7 protein-coding genes, 1 other RNA gene and 1 pseudogene are annotated in these 19,535 nt (G+C 65.6%); 7 read left to right on the forward strand and 2 right to left on the reverse strand.

Annotated features, from left to right (window positions below; translation table 11 throughout):
* Nucleotides 1–445: 445 nt before the first annotated feature.
* Complete coding sequence (locus tag KWO_RS03850; protein ID WP_010367795.1) at nt 446–1,240, forward strand: DsbC family protein; 795 nt, start codon at nt 446–448, stop codon at nt 1,238–1,240.
* Between the two features lie 139 nt (nt 1,241–1,379).
* On the opposite strand, the gene KWO_RS03855 is transcribed toward KWO_RS03850, so the two are convergent.
* Nucleotides 1,380–1,456: non-coding RNA, sX9 sRNA (locus tag KWO_RS03855), on the reverse strand.
* Between the two features lie 57 nt (nt 1,457–1,513).
* Nucleotides 1,514–1,651, reverse strand: a complete 138-nt coding sequence (locus KWO_RS22430) for a hypothetical protein (protein ID WP_017113743.1) — start codon at nt 1,649–1,651, stop codon at nt 1,514–1,516.
* Between the two features lie 219 nt (nt 1,652–1,870).
* Here KWO_RS22430 and purL point away from each other — a divergent pair, with 219 nt between their 5' ends.
* From purL to gspG, 6 genes and pseudogenes are all read left to right on the forward strand, one after another.
* Nucleotides 1,871–5,917 (forward strand): phosphoribosylformylglycinamidine synthase, encoded by a 4,047-nt coding sequence (purL, locus tag KWO_RS03865; protein WP_010378085.1) that lies wholly within the window; start codon nt 1,871–1,873, stop codon nt 5,915–5,917.
* A 983-nt stretch (nt 5,918–6,900) separates the two neighbouring features.
* Nucleotides 6,901–13,473, forward strand: coding sequence for an ESPR-type extended signal peptide-containing protein (locus tag KWO_RS03875; protein WP_017113272.1), 6,573 nt, complete (start codon nt 6,901–6,903; stop codon nt 13,471–13,473).
* Nucleotides 13,474–13,693: 220 nt separating this feature from the next.
* Nucleotides 13,694–15,577 (forward strand): annotated as a pseudogene (locus tag KWO_RS22885) (diffusible signal factor-reguated S8 family serine peptidase).
* A 129-nt stretch (nt 15,578–15,706) separates the two neighbouring features.
* Nucleotides 15,707–17,434, forward strand: a complete 1,728-nt coding sequence (gspE, locus tag KWO_RS03885; RefSeq protein WP_010367784.1) for a type II secretion system ATPase GspE — start codon at nt 15,707–15,709, stop codon at nt 17,432–17,434.
* Nucleotides 17,435–17,609: 175 nt separating this feature from the next.
* Nucleotides 17,610–18,827: a type II secretion system protein XpsF gene (gene xpsF / locus KWO_RS03895; RefSeq protein ID WP_010367780.1), complete on the forward strand. Its 1,218-nt coding sequence runs from the start codon at nt 17,610–17,612 to the stop codon at nt 18,825–18,827.
* 267 nt (nt 18,828–19,094) lie between these two features.
* Complete coding sequence (gene gspG / locus KWO_RS03900; protein WP_010367778.1) at nt 19,095–19,526, forward strand: type II secretion system major pseudopilin GspG; 432 nt, start codon at nt 19,095–19,097, stop codon at nt 19,524–19,526.
* Nucleotides 19,527–19,535: the final 9 nt, after the last annotated feature.

The following is a 19,535-nucleotide window of genomic DNA, read 5'->3' on the forward strand; positions in this document are numbered from 1 at the left end:
CGAGGGCCGGGCGGTGGATACGTGCCCGGTCAATGAATGACCAACGGCAGCACGAACAACACATAATTTACGAACAACGCATGGCTGAGGTTGCAAGGCATCATCAGCCGCGCTCGGCCTCTGCGACGGTCTCGTTAGTCTGGCTGGCGTCGGCTGAGCGTGGCCTCCTCGCACCATGCATCACGCCAGCGGTCAGCGCCGAGCGGCGCGGGTGCACCTCAACGAGCCGGAGCGAGCGGGATTGGACGTTTGGGGGATTTCAGGACGCTCTGCGCTGCCAACGGACAGACCTGCCGCCATAGCCGCCATAACGCGCTCTACATTGGGTTTGTCCAATCGATGCAGCAGCTGATCGCTTGCCGCCGCAATCGACAGTCGCGGCCGCTGCCGGGCTTCATCTGCGCTGTGCGAGAATCCGGGCACCTCATTCCACTTGGATGCGTGAATGTATCGTCTTGCCATCGCCGCGCTGCTGGGCGCGATCAGCCTTACCGCCTGCGCACAATCGTCGCAGCCTGCGGCAAGCACCGCCGGCGCCAAGCCCGCCACCGCGCCCGCCGCCGGCAACGTGGACCAGCGCGTGAGCACGGCGCTCAAGGCGCTGGACCCGGATTTCAAACCCGACTACATCGGTGCCGCGCCGTTCCCCGGCTTCCGCGAAGTGGTCGTTGGCGGGCAGGTGCTGTACGTCAGCGATGACGGCCGGTATCTGATGCAGGCGCAGCCGTTCGACATCCAGAACAAGCAGTTCGCCGCCAGCCCGGGCCTGCTGGCCTACCGCCGCAAGCAGCTGGACACCGTGCCCAAGGCCGACCGTATTGTCTTTGCGCCGGCAAATCCGAAATACACCGTCACCGTCTTCACCGACGTGGAATGTGGCTACTGCCGCAAGCTGCATAGCGAAATCGGCGAGCTCAACAAGCAGGGCATCGCGGTGGAATACCTCGCGTTCCCGCGCATGGGCCTGGGCAGCCAGGACCACAAGGAAATGATTGCGGTGTGGTGCGCGGCCGATCGCAAGCAGGCGCTGACGGCCGCCAAGTCCGGCCAGCCGGTGGCTTCCAAGGACTGCAAGAACCCGGTGTCGATGGAATACACCCTGGGCCAGCGCCTGGGCGTCAACGGTACGCCGGCAATCTTCGCGCCCGACGGCACCCAGCTCGGTGGCTACCTGCCGCCAGCGCAGCTGCGTGAGGCGCTGGAAAAGCGCGCTGTCACCACGGCCGGCGGCAGCCGCTGATCCACGGCAAAGCGGCGGTGTGATGCCGCTTGGCGGGTCACCTCGGTGGCTGGCGTGATCGAACGGAAGGCTGGAATGCAGATGCATTCCGGCCTTCCGCGTTTTTGCGGCAAGTTGGTGGGCCCGGGGTGCTAAAAGCGGCGATCAAAATGTGGCGAGCAGTTGTCAGGTCGGCGTGGACGGTGCGCAGGAACCCGAGTGTGTGGAGTGGTACATGCCGGTCACCGAGCACCGGCCGTGCTCCTGGTGGCTGCGTAGTGGTTTTATTAGCTGCTATAAGCCGCCAACCAGACCCACCATGCCCACCATACCCACCAGATCCACCAGATCCACCAGATCCACCAGATCCACCAGATCCACCAGGCCAGCCAGGCCAGCCAGGCCAACCAGGCAGCCAGGCAGCCAGGCCAACCAGGCAGCCAGGCAGACCAGGCAGACCAGGCCAGCGAGTCAGCGGGCCAGCGGGTCAGCGGGTCAGCCAGCCATCGCCACCGGTGCCGCGCAGGCGATGAGACAGGGCAACAGGGCCTGATGAACCCACCCATTGCCCGTCAGCGCGCGCGCAGTCCGGCGTCGATCCACCAGCTCCGTTACAATCTGCAGCCCCGTTTCTGACACGGTTCCTCGGACATGATGGTCCTCGAGGGCGCTTCCGCCCTTTCGCCGTTCCGCCGCGCTCGGCTCGAAACCCGCCTGCAAACCCTCGTTCCCGCGCTGCGCCTCACCGGCGCCTGGCACGTGTACTTCATCCGCGCCGAGGCCGGGCAGTCGCCCGACCAAGCCACCTTGCAGCGGATTCTGCAGGCCAACGCTGCGCCCGCCGCGCGCGATCCAGATGCGGCTTCGCGTTATGTGGTGCCGCGCCTGGGCACGCTGTCGCCGTGGTCGAGCAAGGCCACCGAGCTGGTGCGCGGCGCCGGGCAGCCGATCCAGCGCGTGGAGCGCGGTACCCGCATCGATCTGGCCGGCTGGCCGGACGACGCGGCCGCGCAGGCCGCCGTGGCCAAGCTGCTGCACGACCCGATGACGCAATCGCTGCTCGGTTCGGCCGCTGCGGCCGAGGCGCTGTTCAACGTGCCCGACCCGGGTCAGTTGCAACGCGTGCCGCTGGATGGGCTGGAGCAGGCCAACCGCGACCTGGGCCTGGCCCTGGCGCAGGACGAGATCGACTATTTACGCGAACGCTTCGCCGCGCTGGGCCGCGACCCGGCCGACGTCGAGCTGATGATGTTCGCGCAGGCCAACTCGGAGCATTGCCGGCACAAGATCTTCAATGCCAGCTGGACCATCGACGGCAAGCCGCAAGCGCGCTCGCTGTTCCGCATGATCAAGCACACCCACCAGCAAACCCCGCAGCACACGTTGTCGGCCTACAGCGACAACGCGGCGGTGGTGGAAGGCGTGTCGGCGGCGCGCTATCGCCCGGATCCGGCTACCGGCGAATACCGCAGCGAAGCGGTGCTGCCGTCGGCCTTCGCAATCAAGGTGGAAACGCATAACCACCCGACCGCGATCGCACCGTTCCCCGGTGCGGCCACCGGTGCGGGTGGCGAAATTCGCGACGAAGGCGCAACCGGCCGTGGCGGCAAGCCCAAGGCCGGCCTGACCGGGTTCTCGGTCTCGCACCTGCGTATTCCGACCCTGCCGCAGCCGTGGGAAGCGCCGCGCGCGCTGAACCCGCGCATGGCACCGGCGCTGGACATCATGCTCGACGGCCCACTCGGCGGCGCAGCGTTCAACAACGAATTCGGTCGCCCGAATCTGCTCGGTTATTTTCGCAGTTTCGAGCTCGCCGAGGGCCCGGGCCTGACGCGCGCCTACGACAAGCCGATCATGCTGGCCGGCGGCTTGGGCGCGATCGATCGCAATCAGGTGGAAAAGCTGCGCCTGCAGCCGGGTGACGCGGTGATCGTGCTCGGCGGCCCGGCGATGCTGATCGGCCTGGGCGGCGGTGCGGCCAGTTCAGTGGCCGCAGGCGACAGCGCCGAGGCGCTGGATTTTGCCAGCGTGCAACGCGAAAACCCGGAGATGGAGCGGCGCTGCCAGGAGGTCATCGACCGCTGCGTGGCGCTGGGTATCGACAACCCGATCCGCTGGTTCCATGACGTGGGCGCGGGTGGGCTGTCCAACGCCATTCCCGAGCTGCTGCACGATTCGGGCGTGGGCGGCATCATCGACCTGGGCCGCGTGCTCACCGACGACCCGTCGTTGTCGCCGCTGGAACTGTGGTGCAACGAATCGCAGGAACGCTACGTGCTCGGCGTGCCGCAGGCGCGTCTGGAAGAATTCGCCGCCATCTGCGCCCGCGAGCGCTGCCCGTTCGCCGCGGTCGGCGTAGCGACGGCCGAGGAGCGGCTAGTGGTTGGTTACGGCGTCCTCGATAACGGGATTGGAGATTCGGGATTCGGGATTCGCAACGGCGCATTGCCGGCAACCGATGCCGCTTCTCACCAATCCCCAATCCCGACTCCCCAATCCCAGCTTCCAATCGATCTACCCATGGACGTGCTCTTCGGTAAGGCGCCGAAGATGCATCGCGATGCGGTACATCCGGCCGCGCCGCAGTGGCCGGTGCTGCAGACCGCAGCGCTGGAACTGCAGCAGGCCGGGTTGCGCGTGTTGGCGCATCCCACCGTGGCGTCCAAGAGCTTTCTGGTCACCATCGGCGACCGCAGTGTGGGTGGGTTGACTGCGCGCGAACAGATGATCGGCCCGTGGCAGCTGCCGCTGGCCGATTGCGCGATCACCATGGCCGGTTTCGACACCTTCGAAGGCGAGGCGATGTCGATCGGCGAGCGCACCCCGCTGGCGCTGTTGAACGCCGCCGCGTCCGCGCGCATGGCCGTGGGCGAAGCGATTACCAACCTGTGCGCTGCGCCGGTGCAGCGACTGGACAGCATCAAGCTCTCGGCGAACTGGATGGCCGCCGCCGGCCATAGCGGCGAAGACGCACTGCTGTACGACGCCGTGCGCGCGATCGGCATGGAACTGTGCCCCGCACTCGAACTGAGCGTGCCGGTGGGCAAGGACTCGCTGTCGATGCAGGCGCAGTGGCAGGTCGGGAATCGGGAATCGGGAATCGGGAATGGTGAAACGCCAGAGCCCTCCGCTTCCACCATTCCCGATTCTCCATTCCCCATTCCCGGTGAAACGCTGAAGAGCGTTTCACCCGTCTCGCTGATCATCAGTGCCTTCGCCCCAGTCGGCGATGTGCGCACGCAGCTGACACCGTTGCTGCGCAGCGAAGAAGACAGCGAGTTGTGGTTGATCGGTTTGGGTGGCGGCAAGCAGCGTCTGGGTGGGTCGGTGCTGGCGCAGGTGTATGCCGATGATGCGGCGTTGCCGGCATTCGGCGGTGACGTGCCGGATCTGGACGATGCGCAGCGTCTGCGCAGTTTCTTCGAATTGATCCGCGACGCGCGCGACAGCGGGCTGTTGCTGGCGTATCACGATCGCAGCGATGGCGGTGCGTTTGCGGCGTTGTGCGAGATGGCGTTCGCCTCGCGGCAGGGTCTGGATATCACGCTGGATGCGTGGGGCGACGATGCGTTTCGCAGCCTGTTCAACGAAGAATTGGGCGCGGTGGTGCAGATCGCCAGCGAAGACCGCGCCGCGTTCGCCGATCTGGTCGAGCGCCATGCGTTGACCGAATGCGCGCAGCGCATTGCACGGCCCACCGGCACGCCGCGCATCCGCGTGAGCGGGCAGGGCCGCGTGCTGGCCGAGTGGCGTTGGGAAGAGTTGTTCGATGCATGGTGGTCGGTGACCCATGCCATGCAGAAGCTGCGCGACAACCCGGACAGCGCCGACGAAGAGCGCGCGTTGGCGCGTGATTTCAAGGCGCCGGGCCTGCGTCCAAAGCTGGTATTCAATCCTTCCGAAGATGTGGCGGCGCCGTTCGTGGCCACCGGTGCGCGGCCCAAGGTGGCGATCCTGCGCGAGCAAGGCGTCAACGGCCAGATCGAAATGGCCTACAACTTCGAGCGCGCCGGTTTCCGTGCCTACGACGTGCACATGAGCGACTTGATCGAAGGCCGCGTGGATCTGAGCGAGTTCGTCGGCTTTGCAGCGTGCGGCGGTTTCAGCTACGGCGACGTGCTGGGTGCCGGCCGCGGTTGGGCGACCTCGATTCTGGAGCGCTCGGCACTGCGCGATGCATTCGCTGCATTCTTTGCGCGCAGCGATACATTCGCGCTGGGCGTGTGCAACGGCTGCCAGATGCTCAGCCAGCTCAAGGACATCATTCCCGGCGCCGAGCACTGGCCGCGTTTCTTGCGCAACCGCAGCGAACAGTTCGAAGCGCGCACCGCGCTACTGGAAGTGGTGGAGTCGCCGTCGATCTTCCTGCGTGGCATGGCCGGTTCGCGGATTCCGGTGGCGGTGGCGCATGGCGAAGGCCGCGCGGAATTCGATACCGCCGTGGACCAGGCTGCCGCACGCGTGGCATTGCGTTACATCGATGGCGATGGCGCGGTGGCCTCGCAGTACCCGCTCAATCCGAACGGCTCGCCCGACGGCATCACCGGGCTGACCAGCAGCGACGGCCGCGTCACCATCTTGATGCCACATCCGGAGCGCACGCCGCGCAGCGCAAATCTGAGCTGGTGTCCGGCCGACTGGGGCGATGACTCGCCGTGGCTGCGGATGTTCCGCAACGCGCGGGTGTGGTGCGGTTGATGGCGTGCGGCTGATCTGCAGCCGCTGATGCATCACCCGACGGCCGTGTGCAGCAATGCACACGGCCGTTGTCGTTTTGGCAGGCCGTGCTGCGCTTCCAGCCGTCGGGAGTTTGAAGCTTCGCCGAGTGCTGCGGTCACCGGCGGATGCTAGAGCGAATTGATGACGATGGTTTTTAGAGCGCCACGTTGTTTGCAGGTGTCGCCATCGCCGGCGTGTTGCGCGTGGATATGCAAGGCTTGCAGCGCTTCGTACCTGACATGGACTGCCTACGAGCGCGAGCCGGGGCAGTTCGACGTGCTCAGCAAAAACCGTCTTGGCGCCAGCATCCATGCCTTACGGCATTAGCCAGACGACCTACTTCGCGACACTGCGTGCCGGCACCGAAGCCCCTCACAGTGGAGGGCACCGCCTTCGACGCGGCAGCCTGTTGGCGCGCCAATGATTCGACGCTTGTCGCCTCTGTCCCGCAGCATCGTCATTTCTTTGGCGGAAATTGCCTGAGACGGGGCATGCCCCATGCGCCAGATGACGGTGCGTTAGCGGTGCGACACATTGGCCACAGAACCGGCCGGCCACCCATGCCTTTTTGCGCAATCAAGCCCGCCGATGTCCCGCGAGGGTGGGTTTTTGTCTTTTCTAGTTCTGCCTATTCAGCCCTGAAATGTCCCTACGGACATGATCTAGGTCGCTGTTTTCCAAAGATTTATCAAAAATCTAATGAAAGCAAACAGAAATGTGATCAAGAGCGCACTTATCTTCGCTTCCTGTCAAAAACTTGACGCATCAAACGACGGCTGTTAACACTCCGCTCAGTTCTATGGTTGGGTAGCGTTCACTTTTTTGACTATCCAAGGAGCAGGCGCAAGCCGCCCCGCTCACAAGGCCCATAGCGCCAATAACTGCTGTGAATCGCAGGCTGGAAGCCTTCCGCTGCGTGTGTCCGCCAAAAATCAGTCCAACAACTCAGGAGTCGCGCGTCGATGAATCGGATTTATCGCAAGGTCTGGAACAAATCGCTTGGTGTGTGGGCCGTGGCCTCGGAACTGGCCAGCGGTAACAGCCCCGGAGCCGTTGCGTCAGCCTCGTTCATCGATCGCCGCCATCGCCTGGCACTGACCGCCGCCATCGCCCTGGCGCTGGGTGGCGCCGGATTCGCCACGCCGCTTCCCGCCAATGCGCAGTCGTTGGAAGTGGGCCGCGGTGCATCGGCACCGGCCAGCAAGGCCACCGCCATTGGTGCCAATAGCCACGCCAGCGCAACCGGCGCGGTGGCCACCGGCGCCGACAGCAGCGCCAGTGGCGTCAACAGCAGTGCAATCGGCCGTCAGACCAATGCCATCGGCGAAAACGCCGTGGCCATCGGCTACAACAGTTTCGTGCGCCAGAGCGGCGAAAACGGCGTTGCACTCGGTGCCAATGCGGGCGTCACCGGCGCAAATTCGGTGGCGCTGGGCGCCGGCTCGCGCACCCACGAAGACAACGTGGTGTCGATCGGTAGCGACAACGGCCGCGGTGGCCCGGCCACGCGCCGCATCACCAACGTCACTGCCGGCGTCAACGCAACCGATGCAGTCAACGTGGCGCAGCTGCGCGACGTGGCCGATGTGGCTGAAAACACCGCGCAGTTCTTCAAGGCGACCCCGGGCGAAGACAGCGTGGGCGCCTATGTCGAAGGCGACAGCGCACTGGCTGCAGGCGATGGTGCTAATGCCGTCGGCACGGCGACCACAGCGCTGGGAACCGGCGCCAATGCGGTCGCCGAGAACGCCACTGCGGTCGGCGCCAATGCGCTGGCGTCCGGGCAGAACAGCGCAGCCTTCGGCCATAACGCGCAGGCCAATGGCCCGGCAAGCGTGGCGGTGGGCGGCGCTGCGGTGAACGAAGATGGCGAACCGTTGATCACCAATGGCGGCGTGCCGGTCACCACTGGCGCCACCAGTGCCGGCGTCGGCGGAACTGCCGTTGGCGCCAGCGCCAATGCGGATGGCTTTGCGGCATCGTCGTTCGGCGTGGGTGCGTATGCGGCCGGCGCGCAGGCGTCTGCGTTCGGTGCGGTGGCCAATGCGGCCGGCGATTACGCCACCGCTGTTGGCACCCAAACCAGCGCCAGCGGCACCAGCAGCACTGCAGTCGGCGGCCCGGTTGATCTGATTCCTGGTCTGGGCTTTTTCGTGCAGACCCAGGCCAGCGGTGAAGCGTCCACGGCGCTCGGCGCGGGCGCGATTGCGTCGGGCACGTACACCACTGCAGTCGGCACGCTGAGCGAAGCCTCCGGCACCGAAGCCACTGCCGTGGGCTACTTCGCGTATGCACCGGGCGAAGGCGCAACCGCAGTGGGCCCAGAATCCTGGGCCAGCGGCGAGCTGAGCACGGCGCTGGGGTATTACAGCACCGCACGCGGCGCCAATTCGGTTGCATTGGGGGCCAACTCGGTCGCCACGCGCGCCAACACCGTGTCGGTGGGCGCAGCCGGCGATGAGCGTCAGATCACCAACGTGGCGGCCGGCACCGAAGGCACCGATGCGGTAAATCTCGACCAGCTCACCGCGGTGTCCGACGTTGCATCCACCACCGCGCGCGCGTTCGTCGCCACCGGCGAGGGCGCCGCAGTTGCAGAAGGCGTCGACAGCGTCGCGGCCGGTTCCAACGCTGCAGCATTCAACGACTACAGCACCGCGCTGGGTTCCAGCAGCGTGGCATCGGCGCAGGGCGCAACCGCAGTTGGTAGTGGCGCCAATGCCACCACCGACAACGCCACGGCAGTCGGTTTCAACAGCACCGCAGTCGCGGAAAACAGTACTGCGCTTGGCGGCAACAGCAGCGCCTCGGGTGATGGCAGCACCGCACTTGGCGGCGCAAGCCAGGCCACCGCCAGCGGCGCGACTGCGCTGGGTTACGAGAGCATCGCCAACGGTGCGGACGCCACTGCGCTGGGTGTGGGCAGCGTGGCGTTCGGCGACATCAGCACCGCAGTGGGCGGTGCGAGCGTGGCCTTTGGTACCGACAGTGCTGCGTTCGGCGCCAATGCCGCTGCCGGCGGTACGGCATCCACTGCGATCGGCGCAAACAGCAGTGCCTTTGGCGAGCGCACCGTTGCGCTGGGTGGTTCCAGCAATGCATCGGGCGACGACAGCATTGCACTCGGCGCGAGCAGCCAGGCCTCTGCGCTAGGCACCACGGCCGTCGGCAGCAATGCCAATGCCAGAATCGCCAACGCCACTGCTGTCGGTAATAACAGCAGTGCCGGCGATGACTACGCCACCGCGCTCGGTGGTGACAGCAATGCATCCGGCTATTTCAGCACCGCCGTCGGCGGCACCAGCATCGCCAATGGGCGTGGTGCAACGGCCATCGGCTACGAAAGCATCGGCAATGGCACTGCATCGACCGCGCTGGGTTTCGCCAGTGTGGCGTGGGGGGACGGTGGCACCGCGATCGGTACCGAAAGTCTTGCCTACGGTGACGACAGCACGGCAGTGGGCGCGAACGCGGCTGCGGCCGACACCGGCTCGATTGCGGTGGGCACCTACGCAAATGCATTTGGTCCGCGTGCCATTTCGCTCGGCGGCCAATCCAATGCGACCGGTGATGAAAGCATCGCACTGGGTTGGGAAGCCAGTGCATTCGGCACGCAGAGCGTCAGCCTGGGCGGCGGTGCGTTGGCATCTGCCAACAACAGCGTTGCGCTGGGCGCAGGTTCGATCGCCGATCGCGCCAACACGGTGTCGGTGGGGGCAGCCGGCAGCGAGCGGCTGATTGCCAATGTCGCGGCGGGCACCGAGGGCACCGATGCGGTGAATCTCGACCAGCTCAACGCCGTGGCTGGCGCAGCGGAAAATACCGCGCGCCTGTTCGCGGGCACCGGCATCGGCACTGCCGATGCGCAGGGCGAAGACGCCACCGCAGCGGGCTCCAATGCCACGGCCGACGGCGATTACAGCAGCGCATTCGGTTCCAGCAGCCAGGCCACCGCAATCGGTGCCGTGGCCATCGGCAGCGGTGCCAGCGCCACGGCGCAGTACGCCAATGCGGCCGGTTACAACGCAGCGGCCAGCGGCTTTGGCAGCGTGTCCAATGGCGCCTTCAGCCAGGCCAGAGGCGATTACGCCGTGGCCGTGGGGGGCGAAAGCGAAGCGGCCGGTGCGCAGAGCACCGCGCTTGGTGCCGCCGCCGGTGCGTATGGCGATGGCTCGCTGGCAGTCGGCGCGCTGAGCGAAGCACAGGGCAGCGAATCCACCGCAATGGGCTATTTCGCCAGCGCCAGTGGCGAATCGGCCACCGCCGTGGGTGCGGAAAGCGTCGCCAACGGCACCAGTGCTGCGGCGTTCGGCTTCGGTGCCGAGGCCACGTCCAATTACTCCACCGCGTTGGGTGGGTATTCCAGCGCCAGCGGTTTCAACAGCACCGCGTTGGGTAATTTCAGCACTGCCAGCGGTTCGAACACGGTGGCCGTGGGGGGGGATGCCACCGCCACTGGCGCCTACAGCATCGCCGCCGGCCAGGGCAGTGTGGCCAGCGGCTACAACAGCGTGTCGGTTGGTGGCGCCTTGCTCGGCCTGTTGCCGACTGAAGCCTCTGGCGACTACTCCACTGCAGTCGGTGGCGCGGCGTGGGCACCTGGCCTCAACAGCACCGCGCTGGGCAATTTCGCTGAATCCACTGGCGAAAGCAGCGTGGCATTGGGTGCCGACTCGGTGGCCGATCGCGACTTCGCGGTGTCGGTGGGCAGTGCTGGTAACGAGCGTCAGATCACCAATGTGGCGGCCGGTACGCAAGGCACCGACGCGGTGAATCTGGATCAGCTCAACGCCGTTGCCGAAACCGCGCAAACCACCAGCAAGCACTTCAAGGCCAGTGGCGGCGCCGACAGCGATGCCGGTGCCTATGTCGAGGGTGAAAACGCATTGGCTGCGGGCGAGGGCGCCAATGCCACCGGTACTGGCACCACCGCATTGGGCGCGGGCGCGCAGGCAGTGGTCGACAACGCCACCGCAGCGGGCGTTGGCGCATTGGCTGGCGGCAACGGCGCGGCAGCGCTGGGTAACAATGCGCAGGCGCTGGGCGAAAACAGCAGTGCGGTCGGCAGCAACGCAGTGGCCAGCGATATCGGCGCCACGGCGAATGGTGCAGGCGCGCAGGCGATTTCAACCTACACCACCGCACTCGGCAGCGAAGCGGTGGCCTCCGACAATCAGGCCATTGCTGCGGGTTTCCGCAGTGCCGCCTCCAATGTCGGCAGCGCCGCCTTCGGGGGCTATAGCGCATCCAGCGGTCGCTTGTCGTCGGCGCTGGGCTACGGCGCAGTGGCGTCGAGTGATTACAGCACCGCCGTGGGTGCGGTGGCGCTAGCCTCCGGTGCCAGCGCGGTCGCCGTTGGCGAGTTCAGCGAAGCCACCGGCGATGAGAGCGTGGCTGTCGGCGGCAGCACGTTCTTCGGCTTCATTCCGGCACGTGCATCGGGCACGGGCGCAGCGGCCTTCGGTGCCGGTGCCTGGGCCACTGCGGACTACACCACCGCCATCGGCTGGAATTCCTATGCCGACGGCGTCAATGCAACCGCGCTGGGCCAGAGTGCAGCCGCGCTTGCCGACAACACGCTGGCCTTGGGTGGCGGTAGCCGCGCCAATGCGGTGGGTGCCAGTGTGATCGGTGTGGATGCATCGGCCACCGGCGTCAACAGCACCGGCGTCGGTCGTCAGGTCAACGTCATCGGCGAAAACGCGGTGTCGGTGGGCTACAACTCGTTCGTGCGCCAGAGCGCAGTCAACGGCGTGGCACTGGGTGCCAATGCTGGTGCAACCGGTACCGATTCGGTGGCCCTGGGCTCGGGTTCGCGCACCTACGAAGCCGACACGGTATCGATCGGTAGCGGCAATGGCCGTGGCGGTCCGGCCACGCGTCGCATCGTCAACGTCAGCGACGGCCAGGTAGCGACCGATGCGGTCAACAAGGGCCAGCTGGATGCGGTTTCGGCCGATGTGCAGAACAGCACAAGCAAGTTCAAGACCACCGGCGACGCGGTGGCCACGGCCATGGGCGACCGCAGCACTGCGGCTGGCTCCGGCGCTGCGGCCACTGGCGCACGCAGCGTGGCGATCGCCTCCGGGAGCCGCGCTGCGGCCACCGGCGCCAGCGCGATGGGTGTGGACAGCAGCGCCAGCGGCGTGAACAGCACCGCGATGGGCCGGCAGACCAACTCCATCGGCGAAAACGGCGTTGCGCTGGGCTACAACTCCTTCGTGCGCGAAAGCGGCAGCAATGCCATGGCGCTCGGTGCGAACGCCGGTGCCAGCGGTGCCGATTCGGTGGCATTGGGCTCGGGCTCGCGCACCTATGACGCCAATACGGTGTCGGTGGGTAGTGGCAACGGTCGCGGCGGCCCGGCCACGCGGCGCATCGTCAATGTGGGCGCCGGCGCGATTGCCAGTGCCAGTCTTGAGGCGATCAATGGCGGCCAGTTGTTCCAGTCGTTGAGCAATGCCGCCAGCTTCCTCGGCGGCGGTGCGGCGATCGGTGCGCAGGGTGTGTTCGTGGCGCCGACCTACGTCATCCAAGGTGCCAGCTACAATAACGTCGGTGCGGCATTGACTGCGTTAGACAGCAAGGTCACCGAGCTGGATGCACGCAGTGGTACCGCTCCTGCCAACACCGCAGCACGCACCGCGTCGCTACGCACCGCAACAGTACCGGCAGTGGCCGCAACTGCGGTCAGCGATGTGGCAAGCAACGTCGCAACTACTGCGAGCGAGGCAACCGCCGCTGTGCAGGGCACACCGACGGCAGCAGTGGTCGGCAGCATCACCCCGGCAGCCACCTCCACGGCGGTTGGTACGGCAGCCGTGGCCAACCACGTCACCGGCACGGCAATTGGTGGCAGCGCGTATGCGCATGGCCCCAACGACACTGCGATCGGTAGCAATGCACGCGTCAATGCCGACGGCAGCACGGCGGTAGGTGCCAATACGCAGATCGCGGCCGTGGCCACCAATGCCGTGGCCATGGGCGAAGGCGCGCACGTGACCGCTGCGTCCGGCACCGCCATCGGCCAGGGCGCACGTGCCACGGCACAAGGCGCTGTCGCACTGGGTCAGGGCTCGGTTGCCGATCGTGCCGACACGGTGTCGGTGGGCAGCGTCGGCGGCGAGCGTCAGGTAGCCAATGTGGCCGCTGGTACGCGTGCCACCGATGCGGTCAACAAGGGCCAGTTGGATAGCGGCGTTGCTGCGGCCAACAGCTACACCGACAGCCGCTACAACGCGATGGCCGACAGCTTTGAAAGCTATCAGGGCGATATCGAAGACCGTCTGCGCCGGCAGAACCGACGTCTGGACCGTCAGGGCGCAATGAGCTCGGCGATGTTGAACATGTCCGCCAGCGTGGCCGGTATCGCTTCGCAGAACCGCATCGGTGCCGGTGTCGGTTTCCAGAACGGCGAGTCGGCACTGTCGGTGGGCTATCAGCGTGCGATCAGCCCGCGCGCCACGGTCACCGTGGGTGGCGCACTCAGTGGCGACGACCGCTCGGTCGGCGTGGGTGCCGGTTTCGGGTGGTAAGCGCAGTTGCATCAAACGCGGCGGCGCCAGGTGCGCCGTCGTGATCAGTAAGGCCTGGGGGGGCGGGCAAGGACCGTGGCTGGGCCGGCCAACGGATTCGCATGGAGTGATGGCCGTACCAGGGGTGGCTGACAAGGACGCAGCGAACCGCACGCGGGACGCAGCGATTGCGCTGGCTGCTCCAAGCCTGATTCACGAAAAATACGAAGAGGACTTCACCGTGATCGACAAGAATTTCCGTCTCAACCCGCTGACCGGCGCCATCTTGATGATGGCCCTTGGTGCTTCTGGCGGCCTCGCTGCTGCCCCCAAACTGCTGGTCAAGGAACCAACCCAGGCAGCCCCGGCCGGCGCAGCGTTCGGTAGCCGGTTGATCGTGCGTTACAAGGACAACACCGCTGCTGCGACTGATCGCAGCAGCAAGCTGAGCGCCGTGCAGGCCGCGGTGGGCCGCGTCGGTGCCAGCACTGGCGCGCGCAGCAGCGCTGCCGCTGCCAAGGCGACGTATGTGCGCAAGCTCGGTATCGGTTCGGACCTGATCAAGCTGTCCAGCACGCTGAACGCCGCTCAGGTGGACAATGTGGTGGTCGAGCTGAAGAACGACCCGTCCGTGGCCGACGTGCAGATCGACCGCATGCTGCGCCCGATCGACATCAGCAAAAGCGTTCCCGCCACCGATGTGAGCCCGCAGCTGGTTCCCAACGACCCGTTGTACGCGCAGTACCAGTGGCACCTGAGCAGCCCCAACGGCGGCATCAATGCCCCGGGCGCCTGGGATCTGTCGCAGGGCGCAGGCGTGGTGGTGGCGGTGCTGGATACCGGCATCCTGCCGGGCCATCCGGATTTCGCCGGCAACATCCTGCAGGGTTATGACTTCATCAGCGACGCCGAAGTCTCGCGTCGCCCCACCGATGCGCGCGTGCCGGGCGCACTCGATTAGGGCGACTGGGAAGAGGCCGATAACGTCTGCTACACCGGCTCGGTGGCGCAGGAAAGTTCCTGGCACGGCACCCATGTCTCGGGCACCATTGCCGAAGCGACCAATAACGGCGTGGGCATGGCTGGCGTGGCGCCGAAGGCGACCATCCTGCCGGTGCGCGTGATCGGCCGTTGCGGCGGTTACACCTCCGATATCGCCGATGCCATCGTGTGGGCTTCCGGCGGCACCGTCGAAGGCGTGCCGACCAACACCAACCCGGCCGAAGTGATCAACATGAGCCTGGGCGGCGGCCGTGCCTGCGATTCGGCCACCCAGCTTGCGATCAATGGTGCGGTGTCGCGCGGCACCACCGTGGTGGTGGCGGCCGGTAACGACGGCGAAGATGCAGCCAACCACTCGCCGGCCAGCTGCAACAACACCATCACCGTTGGCGCCACCCGCATCACCGGCGGCATCACCTATTACTCCAACTACGGCAGCAAGGTCGACTTGTCCGGCCCGGGCGGCGGTGGCAGCGTGGACGGCAATCCGGGCGGTTACATCTGGCAGGCCGGCTACACCGGCGCGACCACGCCGACCTCGGGTAGCTATACATATACAGGGATGGCCGGCACCTCGATGGCCTCGCCGCATGTGGCTGGCGTCGTGGCGTTGGTGCAGAGCGCAGCGATCGGTCTGGGCGAAGGCCCGCTGACCCCGGCTGCGGTCGAAGCGCTGCTCAAGCAGACCAGCCGTCGCTTCCCGGTGACCCCGCCGTCCAGCACCCCGATCGGCAGCGGCATCGTCGATGCCAAGGCCGCGCTGGAAGCACTGTTGGAAGAGCCGTGCGACCCGGCCACCGAGAGCTGCGCACCAAGCGCTGTCGAACTGACCAACAAGGCACCGGTGGCTGGACTGAGCGGCGCCGCAGGCAGCTCCACGCTGTATAGCTTCGAAGCCAAGGCCGGTGCGGTGCTCAGCTTCATGACCTACGGCGGAACCGGCGATGTGTCGGTGTACGTCAGCTTTGAGGCCGAGCCCAGCGCGACCAGCTACGACGCCAAGTCGACCCGTCCGGGCAACAGCGAAACCGTGCGTTTCACTGCACCCAAGGCCGGCACTTACTACATCAAGTTGGTTGGTGCGGCGGACTACGCGAAGCTGACGCTCGTTGCGCGACAGTAAGTAGCGAAATAGTGTGACCGATGCCCCCGGCCAACCACCGGGGGCATTGCTTTTCAGGGCGATTCAGATGCGTGCGGTTGATCGTCGCGGCAAACTGCTACAGTCGGCGCCGGACCAGTGGAGACGAGTGTGAACGCGGTTGCCGTCGATCCTATCGAGCATCGAAATGCGGAAATGCGCATTGTCGATGCGCTGCTTGAACGCCGTCGTCTGAAAGACACCGATCTGCTGCGCGCGCGCCAATTGCAGACCGAATCCGGCATGGGCTTGCTCACGTTGCTCGGCCGCCTGGGTCTGGTGTCCGAACGCGATCACGCAGAAACCTGCGCCGAGGTGCTCGGCCTGCCATTGGTGGATGCACGCCAGCTTGGCGATACCCCGCCGGAAATGCTGCCTGAAGTGCAGGGGTTATCGCTGCGCTTTCTCAAACAATTTCATCTGTGCCCGGTCGGCGAACGCGATGGCCGGCTGGAGCTGTGGATCGCCGATCCGTACGACGATTACGCCATCGATGCGGTGCGTCTTGCCACCGGCTGCACGCTGCTGTTGCAGGTCGGCTTGCGCTCGGAAATCGACGATTTGATCGAGCGCTGGTATGGCCAGGGCCGCAGCGCGATGGGCACCATCGTCGAAACCGCCGATGGCGATGCCAACAGCAGCGACGACATCGAAGCGCTGCGCGATCTGGCCTCCGAAGCGCCGGTGATCCGGCTGGTGAATCTGGTGATCCAGCATGCGGTGGAACTGCGTGCCTCCGACATCCATATCGAACCGTTCGAAAGCCGGCTCAAGGTGCGTTACCGCGTCGACGGCGTGCTGGTGGAAGGCGAAAGCCCGCCGGCCAAGCTCACTGCCGCAGTGATCAGTCGCATCAAGATCATGGCCAAGCTCAACATCGCCGAACGCCGCTTGCCGCAGGACGGCCGCATCATGCTGCGCGTGCAGGGCAAGGAGCTGGATCTGCGCGTCAGCACCGTGCCCACCGCGCATGGCGAAAGCGTGGTGATGCGTCTGCTCGATCGCGAAACAGTGGTGTTCGACTTCTACAAGCTCGGCTTCACCGAAGACTTCTTGCCGCAGTTCCGCAAGGTGCTGGAACAACCGCACGGCATCATGTTGGTCACCGGCCCCACTGGCTCGGGCAAGACCACCACGCTGTACACCGCGTTGAGCCAGCTCAATACCTCCAACGTGAAAATCATCACCGTCGAAGACCCGGTGGAATACCAGATCGAAGGCATCAACCAGATTCAGGCCAAGCCGCAGATCGGGTTGGATTTCGCCAACGCATTGCGCAGCATCGTGCGTCAGGATCCGGACATCATCATGATCGGCGAAATGCGCGATCTGGAAACCGCGCGCATCGCGATCCAGTCCGCGCTCACTGGACACTTGGTGCTGTCCACGCTGCATACCAATAACGCGGCCGGCGGCATCACCCGTCTGCTCGACATGGGCGTGGAGGATTATCTGCTCACCTCCACCATCAACGGCATCCTGGCGCAACGGCTGGTACGCAAACTCGACCTGGCCAACGCCGAACGCTACGCCGCATCGCCCGAAGAGATCGAACGCTTCACGCTGCGTCGCCTGCAGCCCGAGGGAGAGATTTTCCTGTATCGCCCGCGTCCGTCCGCCGCCGCACCCACCGGTTATCTCGGCCGCACCACCATCGTCGAATTCCTGGTGATGAACGACGAATTGCGGCGTGCGGTGATGCGCCGCGCCGGCATGGGCGAGATCGAACAACTGGCCCGCCTGGCCGGCATGCGCACCATGTACGAAGATGGGTTGTCCAAGGCCCTGCGCGGCGAAACCACCATTGAAGAAGTCCTGCGCGTCACGGAGGATGCGTGATCGGTAAGGTGGCAGAAACACGCTTAGCAGGCACCGGGCCAACGACCCGCCAGCACATCAACCCGCTGGCTCTGCTGTGCGTGGACAGCGATGCGTGCGCGATGTCGCCAGTACGCAGCGATGTGCTTTTTCCGATTCCCGATTCCCGATTCCCCAATCCCGGCCTCCCAGCCTGATGCCTCTCTACCGCTACAAGGCCCTGGACGCGCACGGCGAAATGCTCGACGGCCAGATGGAAGCGGGCAGCGACGCCGAGGTGGCGCTGCGTCTGCAGGAGCAGGGGCATCTGCCGGTAGAAACGCGTCTGGCCACCGGCGAAAACGATTCGCCTTCGCTGCGCATGTTGTTGCGTAAGAAGCCGTTCGATAACGCGGCGCTGGTGCAATTTACTCAGCAGCTGGCGACCTTGATCGGTGCCGGGCAGCCGCTGGATCGCGCGCTGTCGATTCTGATGGATCTACCCGAAGACGAAAAAAGCCGGCGCGTGATCGGCGATGTGCGCGACACCGTGCGCGGTGGTGCGCCGTTGTCGTCTGCACTTGAGCGCCAGCATGGGCTGTTTTCCAAGCTGTACATCAACATGGTGCGCGCGGGCGAAGCCGGCGGCAGCATGCAGGACACGCTGCAACGGCTGGCCGATTATCTGGAGCGTAGCCGCGCGCTCCGGGGCAAGGTGATCAATGCCTTGATCTACCCGGCGATCCTGCTGGCGGTGGTGGGCTGCGCGCTGCTGTTCCTGCTTGGCTATGTGGTGCCACAATTTGCGCAGATGTACGAAAGCCTGGATGTCGCGCTGCCGTGGTTTACCCAGGCGGTGTTGAGTGTGGGCCTGCTGGTGCGCGACTGGTGGCTGGTGTTGGTCGTGGTGCCGGGCGTGCTGGGGCTGTGGCTGGATCGCAAGCGCCGCAATGCCGCATTTCGCGCCTCGCTGGACGAATGGCTGCTGCGCCAGAAAGTGGTTGGCAGCCTGATCGCGCGGCTGGAAACCGCACGCCTGACACGCACGTTGGGTACCTTGCTGCGCAACGGCGTTCCATTGCTGGCGGCGATCGGCATCGCGCGCAATGTGATGTCCAATCTGGCGTTGGTGGAAGATGTTGCCAACGCAGCCGACGACGTCAAGAACGGCCATGGCCTGTCGATGTCGCTGGCCCGCGGCAAGCGCTTTCCGCGGCTGGCGCTGCAGATGATTCAGGTGGGCGAAGAATCCGGCGCACTGGACACGATGCTGCTCAAGACCGCCGATACGTTCGAACTGGAAACCGCGCAGGCCATCGACCGCGCATTGGCCGCGCTGGTGCCGTTCATCACGCTGGTGCTGGCCTCGGTGGTGGGGCTTGTCATCATTTCGGTACTGGTCCCGCTGTATGACCTCACCAATGCAATCGGCTGAGAGCGGAGGTCACTGCAACGGCGCAGTTATCAGGCGAGCGCAGCCGGTGCTCGGCATCGGCCTGGACCGCTCGTACACTGCACCTCCTGCGCGCGCGCTACGCCCAACGGCTACGCTCGCGCAGCGCTGTTCCAGCGGTGTTGACTGGGCAGCGTATTCACAACACCGTTCCGGTGACCGCACGACAGCCATGCGGGAACCATTGCAATGCCCGCCGTGTCATTTGTTGGCGGCAGCATCTTTCATCGACGTGCAAGGAAATCGTTCATGATCAAGCGTTCCATCACCCGCAGTCCGTCGCGCGCAGGCCAGGCCGGCATGAGCTTGCTGGAAATCATCATCGTCATCGTGCTGATCGGTGCGGTGCTCACGCTGGTCGGCAGCCGCGTGCTCGGCGGCGCCGATCGCGGCAAGGCCAACCTGGCCAAGTCGCAGATCCAGACGCTGGCCGGCAAGATCGAGAATTTTCAGCTCGACACCGGCAAGCTACCGAGCAAGCTGGATGACCTGGTCACCCAGCCCGGCGACAGCAGTGGTTGGTTGGGTCCGTACGCCAAGCCGGCCGAACTCAACGACCCGTGGGGCCACACCATCGAATACCGCGTGCCCGGCGACGGTCAGCCGTTCGATCTGATGAGCCTGGGCAAGGACGGCAAGCCCGGCGGTAGCAGTTACGACGCGGACATCAAGTACCAATAAGCATTCGCC

The sequence above is a fragment of the Xanthomonas vasicola pv. musacearum NCPPB 4379 genome, assembly GCF_000277895.2.
Classification (GTDB): Bacteria; Pseudomonadota; Gammaproteobacteria; order Xanthomonadales; family Xanthomonadaceae; genus Xanthomonas; species Xanthomonas vasicola.